5 protein-coding genes are annotated in these 6,119 nt (G+C 59.8%); all 5 read left to right on the top strand.

Features of this window, described 5'->3' with window-relative positions:
* The first annotated feature begins 41 nt into the window (after positions 1-41).
* The 5 genes from AAAX31_RS09355 (at position 42) to AAAX31_RS09375 (ending at position 5,598) form a co-directional block, all read left to right on the top strand.
* Complete coding sequence (locus AAAX31_RS09355; protein WP_117876894.1) at positions 42-452, top strand: pyridoxamine 5'-phosphate oxidase family protein; 411 nt, start codon at positions 42-44, stop codon at positions 450-452.
* A gap of 257 nt (positions 453-709) precedes the next feature.
* Entirely contained in the window at positions 710-1,780 is a 1,071-nt protein-coding gene (argC, locus tag AAAX31_RS09360; RefSeq protein ID WP_349077026.1) for an N-acetyl-gamma-glutamyl-phosphate reductase, read from the top strand.
* Between the two features lie 134 nt (positions 1,781-1,914).
* Positions 1,915-3,183 (top strand): bifunctional glutamate N-acetyltransferase/amino-acid acetyltransferase ArgJ, encoded by a 1,269-nt coding sequence (argJ, locus tag AAAX31_RS09365; protein ID WP_199573593.1) that lies wholly within the window; start codon positions 1,915-1,917, stop codon positions 3,181-3,183.
* Between the two features lie 81 nt (positions 3,184-3,264).
* A complete protein-coding gene (gene argB, locus AAAX31_RS09370; protein WP_117798529.1) occupies positions 3,265-4,245 on the top strand; it encodes an acetylglutamate kinase in 981 nt (326 codons plus the stop codon).
* A 69-nt stretch (positions 4,246-4,314) separates the two neighbouring features.
* A complete protein-coding gene (locus AAAX31_RS09375) occupies positions 4,315-5,598 on the top strand; it encodes an aminotransferase class III-fold pyridoxal phosphate-dependent enzyme (RefSeq protein ID WP_117848012.1) in 1,284 nt (427 codons plus the stop codon).
* The last annotated feature ends 521 nt before the right edge of the window (positions 5,599-6,119 follow it).

A 6,119-nucleotide genomic window follows, 5' to 3' on the forward strand; every position in this document is an offset into this window, starting at 1 on the left:
TTACCCATTCCAAAAAGACTGGTCAGGCGACAGGAGGACACATGGACGGATTGAATACGGTGTTGGAGTATCTGACGTCGGTGCCGGCATGGTATTTGGCGACGAGCGTTGACGGACAGCCTCATGTGCGTCCGTTTTCGTTTGCGCAGATCCAGGATGGCAAGCTGTGGTTTGTAACAGCGCGCACCAAAGACGTGTGGCAAGAGCTGCTACAAAATCAGCGCTTTGAGGCCACGAGTTGGTGGCCGGGCCATGGCTGGCTCATCTTGCGCGGGCGTGCCGGCTTGGATGACCGGGCTTCGAGCGAAATGCGCGAAGCCGGGTGGAAGCATCTAGAGCGCCTGGGTGAGCACTATGAGGGGCCTAACGACCCCACGCTCGTCTTCTTTAGCGTCGAGGATTCCGAGGCTTTTATCTGCAATCACGACGAATGGGTGCCGGTCGAGCTCTAGCCAGCTGGCTCATCCTAACAACTTGGTTTTCGCATGGGCGGGCCCCGTATTGCCCGGCGCCGTTAGGAGCGCCGGTCAATACGGGGCCCGCTCCATTTGTCAATTCCTTCGAGCGAATGTGTCGGGAATGTTTCAATGCATGAATATGCAAGTCATTTACGTGTTCATGCATCTTTTGGTGCTAAAGTTTCAAGCCACTTCATAACGACCGCTGCGAAATGCGCATCGGTGCATAAATCGCAGACAAGGAGTCTGATATGTCTTTGAAGGTTGGAATCGTCGGCGCGGCTGGATATGCCGGAGCCGAGCTCATTCGCCTCGTGCTCGGTCATCCCGAGTTTGAACTTGTTGCCATTACGTCCAACGCTGATGCCGGCCAGCCGTTGTCTGCGGTGTACCCGAGCTTCACCGGCGTAAGCGATCTTGTCTTCACGACGCATGATGCCCCCGAGCTCAAGAACTGCGACGCGGTATTATTGGCCGTGCCGCACACGGCTGCCATGGCTCAGGTGCCCGCCCTGCTTGCCGCGGGAGTCTCCTGCATTGACCTCTCGGCCGACTATCGCCTGAGCGATCCGGCCACCTTTGAGGCCTGGTATGCCGCCGAGCACACGAGCCCCGAGTTGCTCAAGACCCGCGCCTTCGGTCTGCCCGAGCTGTTCTGCCAGGACTTAGAGACCGCTGCTTCCAACCATGCCGCTGGCAGGCCCGTGTTGGTCGCCTGCGCCGGCTGCTATCCCACCGCAACGAGCCTTGCTGCCGCTCCTGCCGTGCGTGCGGGCTGGGTGGCTGAGAACGGTCCCGTGATTGTCGATGCCATTAGCGGCGTGACGGGCGCCGGTAAGTCCTGCAACGCCCGCACCCATTTTTGCAGCGCCGACGAGAACTTGGAGGCCTACGGCGTGGGTAAGCATCGTCACACGCCCGAAATCGAGCAAATCCTTGGTCTAACAGATCGCGTCGTCTTTACCCCGCACCTGGCACCGCTCAAGCGCGGCCTGCTCTCCACGGTGACGCTGCCGCTCACGCCGCAGGCCATCGACTCCCTGACCCTTGAGGACGTTGTCGACTATTACAAGCAGTTCTACGCTGGTCGCACTTTCGTGCGCGTACTCGACGCCGGCCAGCAGCCCAAGACGGCTTCGGTCGTCGGCACCAACGCCGCCCAGATCGGCCTCGCGCTCAACAAGTGCGCGGGCGTGCTGGTGGCGACGGGCGCCATCGACAATCTGTGCAAGGGCGCTGCGGGCCAAGCAGTCCAGTGCGCCAATATCGTCTTTGGCTTTGACGAGCGACGAGGCTTGCCCACAGTGGCGTGCCCGGTGTAGCACATTCGATTGTTAACGATTTGGTAGTCGGGCATCGAGTGGGGCGCCACTCTTAAGCTGGTCTCATGATCACGACTGGCATGGCGCACCAACCGATGTCCGTTTTTTGTTTGACATAAGGAGTCATAAAGACGATGAATACCGAGCTGTTTGATATCAAGATTCGCGCCGTCGAGGGTGGCGTTACGGCTGCGGCTGGTTTTAAGGCTGCAGGCATCCACGCTGGGTTCCGCAAGAACCCCGAGCGTCTGGATTACGCGCTCGTCGTGCCCGATAAACCCTGTCCCGGTGCCGGCGTGTTTACCACCAATCGCTTTTGCGCGGCGCCCGTGCAGGTGAGCCGTGCCAACCTGGGCGGTGCCGACAAGGGCTACGGAATCATCGCCGGCGTTTCGGTTAACTCTGGCAATGCTAACGCCGCCACGGGTGAGACCGGCCTTGCATGCGCGCGCGAGACGTGCAGCATCGCATCGCAGGTCATCGGCTGTGAGCCCCAGCAGATTCTGGTTGCCTCCACGGGTGTGATTGGCCAGATTCTGCCGATCGACACGTTTGAGACCGCCATTCCTGCCGCCTACGAGGCGCTCTCCGCCCACGGTGGCGCCGATGCCGCTCGCGCCATCATGACGACCGACACGCACTCCAAGGAGTACGCCGTGTCCTACGTCAGCGAGGCGGCGGGTCATGCGGGTAATGTCTATACGGTAGGCGGCATGTGCAAGGGCTCGGGCATGATCATGCCCAACATGGCCACCATGATCGCAGTTATCACCACCGATGCCCCCGTCGAGCCTGCGGCACTTCATGCCCTGCTGCTCTCGACCGCCAAGCAGACTTTTAACAAGGTAACGGTCGATTCCGACACCTCGACCAACGACACCTGCATCATGCTTGCCTCCGGCGCCGCTGCCGCAGATGCCGAGGCCATCGTCGAGGGCACTGATGCCTTTGACGAGCTGGCCTTTGCCGTGCACGAGGTGTGCGAGAGCCTGGCGCGCAACATTGCGGCCGATGGCGAGGGTGCGTCAAAGCTCGTGACGGTTAACGTTACCGGCGCCGCTAACGACGAGGAAGCCGATATCGCCGCCCGCGCCGTTGCCAACTCGCCGCTCGTTAAGACCTGCATCGCCGGCCACGACTGCAACTGGGGCCGCGTTGCTATGGCGCTTGGCAAGTGCGGCGTGAAGTTTAATCAGGAAGACGTTTCTATCGACATGATGGGCATGCCCGTCTGTCGCGACGGTCTGACTGTTCCCTTTGACGAGGACGAGGCTCTACGACGTTTCGAAGCGCCCGAGATCGTGATCTCGGCCGACCTGGGCGCAGGCGACGCGGCAACGACTGTGTGGACCTGCGACCTCACGCACGAGTACATCTCCATCAACGGCGACTACCGTTCCTAGATTCCAGGCACGCTGCGTATCTTGCCGCGATTGCGGACAGCGGAGCACGGCGCGATAACGATACGAAAGACGAGGCAGATTATGAAATTCGCACGCGATTGTCGTTCGAGCGAATCCAACGAAGCAACCGCGCAGCTGCTGTTCGAAGCGCTGCCGTGGATTAAGAACCTGACCGGCAAGACGGTTGTTATCAAATATGGCGGAGCCGCCATGGTTGATGAGCAGCTGCGCCGCGACGTGATGAGCGACATCGTTTTGCTCAAGATCATCGGTATGCGCCCCGTCATCGTGCATGGCGGCGGCAAGGCTATCAACGAGGCGCTGAGCCATTACGATATTCCCGTCGAGTTTAAGAACGGCCAGCGCGTGACCACGCCGGCGACTATGGATATCGTGCGCGAGGTGCTGGGCGGCAAGGTCAACCAGGAGTTGGTTGCTGCCATCAACCACCACGGTAACCTGGCCGTGGGCGTGTCGGGCAGCGATGCCGGCACGCTCATCGCCGAGCCGCTCGACCCCGAGCTCGGTCGCGTGGGCAAAGTGACGCACGTCAACACCGACTATATCGAGCGCTTACTCGATAGCGAGTACATCCCCGTCATCGCTACCGTCGCGGCGGGGGAGGACGGCGGTTTCTTCAACATCAACGCCGACACCGCCGCCGGTGCCGTTGCCGCGGCGCTCCACGCGCATAAGGCGATCTTTTTGACCGATGTCGATGGTCTGTACAAGGACTTTAGCGACAAGGACTCGCTTATCTCCAACCTAACGCTCGACGAGGTTAACGAAATGCTCTACGGCGGCGAGGTCGATAAGGGCATGATTCCCAAGCTGCGTGCGGCTGTCGACGCGCTTACCGCTGGCGTGTTCCGAGCCCACATCATCAACGGCACGACGCCGCATTCGCTGCTCCTGGAGCTGCTGACCGATGCCGGCGTCGGCACCGTGATCCATTCCACCGAGACGGCGTACGAGTTCGATACGCATCCGCATCCGCTTTCGACGTTTGCTGCGCGTCTGACCGAGAACCTTGACGAGGTCGAGAAGCTTCAGACGGTCTAGCTGACCCGCAGCCGCCCCATTCCTGCACCCATAGCCCCGCGCCGTCTGGCGCCCAACGAAAGGCATCCCATGTCACTTGCAGCTCAGCAATCGCTTGAATCCCATTACGTTATGCATACCTTTGGCCGCTCTCCGGTCGAGTTTGTCGAGGGTCACGGCATGAAGCTCACCGGCGACGATGGCCGTGAGTACCTCGACTTTCTTGCCGGCATCGGCGTGTGCAGCCTAGGTCATGGCGACCCGGCTGTGCTCTCGGCGCTCGAGGCACAGACCAAAAAGCTCATGCATGTCTCCAATTACTTCTACATCGAGCAGCGCGGACAGGTCGCGGCGCTGCTGTCCAAGCTTGCTAACGACGACGTAGATGGTGCGCGCGTTCTTGCCGATGCCATTGTCGCCGGCGATGAGACCACGGCAGCTGCTCTTGGTGCCCCGGCTGCGGGCGAGCAGGTGTGGGAGACGTTCTTTGCCAACTCCGGCGCCGAGGCCAACGAGGGCTCGATGAAGCTTGCGCGCCTGTACGCCAAGCGTGCCGGTAATGGCGGCAACACTATCGTGTGCATGCGCGGCGGCTTCCACGGCCGTACGCTCGAGACTATTGCGGCCACCATGCAGGATTGGCTGCAGGACAGTTTCCGCCCGCTGCCGGGTGGCTTTGTGGCCTGCACGCCCAACGATGTCGATGAACTGCGTGCAATCTTTAAGCAGCTGGGGAGCGAGATTTGTGCCGTGATGCTCGAGCCGATCCAGGGTGAGAGTGGCGTGCACCCCATGACCGAGGAGTTTATGGCTACGGCGCGCGACTTGGCGCACGAGGTGGGTGCCGTGCTTATCGCCGACGAGGTCCAGTGCGGTATCTTCCGCACGGGTAAGCCGTTTGCGTTCCAGACCTATGGCGTGGAGCCCGACATCATGAGCCTTGCCAAGGGCATTGCCGACGGCGTGCCCATGGGTGCCGTCGTGGCAAAGAAGGAGATTGCCGACGTGTTTAAGCCGGGCGACCACGGCTCGACCTTTGGCGGTAGCTGCTTGGCCATCGCGGCGTGTGCCGCGACGCTCTCCGCGCTCGTGCGCGGCGATTATGCCGACCATGCTGCCAAGGTGGGCGCCTATATGGAGGCAAAGCTCGCCAAGCTGCCGCACGTGACCGAGGTACGTGGCCGCGGCTTGATGCTCGGCTGTGATTTGGATGATGCCGCGGGCGACGCGCATGATGTTGTTGCCCGCGCGCTGGCCGCCGGTGCCGTGATCAACGCTACGGGTGCGCATACGCTGCGTTTCCTGCCGCCACTTGTCTGCGAGGAAGCCGACGTGGACAGCCTGATCGAGATACTGTCGGGTGTTTTGGGCTAACGCGGCGCAATAACTCAATTTTGACCGGGTTCCGGACTGCGGACGTGCCCTATGCGGCATGATTCAGCGGTCTGGAACCCGTTTTGCCTTAGATTTGCTAAGGCAGGGAGACCTGCTGGTCAAAAAACATCAAATATGAGTACTGCTACCGATTTGATAGCAGCAATTTTGGACTAATAAGGCCAGATAGCAAGTCAAAATGGCGATGAAAGCACGATTTTGATCCAACTGTTAGTACTTATAATGGACATATGTTGCGTAACTAAAGCAAATACTATCTTTTTATATGTTGCAAACAAAGTAGCAGTACTCATTTTTGCCATTTTTTGACCACGGCCTTTGCGATAGATGTGCTGGCGGGTTCGAATCCCTCTGCGATGGGCCCAAAAAAGAAGGCTCTGTTAGACCATAATTGACATATAGGTGATGCCACCGTGGTATAATGGAATTGTTAACCACGGCATTGGAGCAGATATGAACGCCGAGGATCTGGTCATCACCCTCAAGAAGAATATGGCGAA

The organism is Collinsella sp. CLA-ER-H5 (assembly GCF_040092375.1).
Taxonomy (GTDB): Bacteria; Actinomycetota; Coriobacteriia; order Coriobacteriales; family Coriobacteriaceae; genus Collinsella.

Bases quoted from the DNA above. Each gene is read 5' to 3' on its own strand.
- AAAX31_RS09355 (WP_117876894.1), top strand. From the start codon at position 42: ATGGACGGATTGAATACGGTGTTGGAGTATCTGACGTCGGTGCCGGCA.
- argC (WP_349077026.1), top strand. From the start codon at position 710: ATGTCTTTGAAGGTTGGAATCGTCGGCGCGGCTGGATATGCCGGAGCC.
- argJ (WP_199573593.1), top strand. From the start codon at position 1,915: ATGAATACCGAGCTGTTTGATATCAAGATTCGCGCCGTCGAGGGTGGC.
- argB (WP_117798529.1), top strand. From the start codon at position 3,265: ATGAAATTCGCACGCGATTGTCGTTCGAGCGAATCCAACGAAGCAACC.
- AAAX31_RS09375 (WP_117848012.1), top strand. From the start codon at position 4,315: ATGTCACTTGCAGCTCAGCAATCGCTTGAATCCCATTACGTTATGCAT.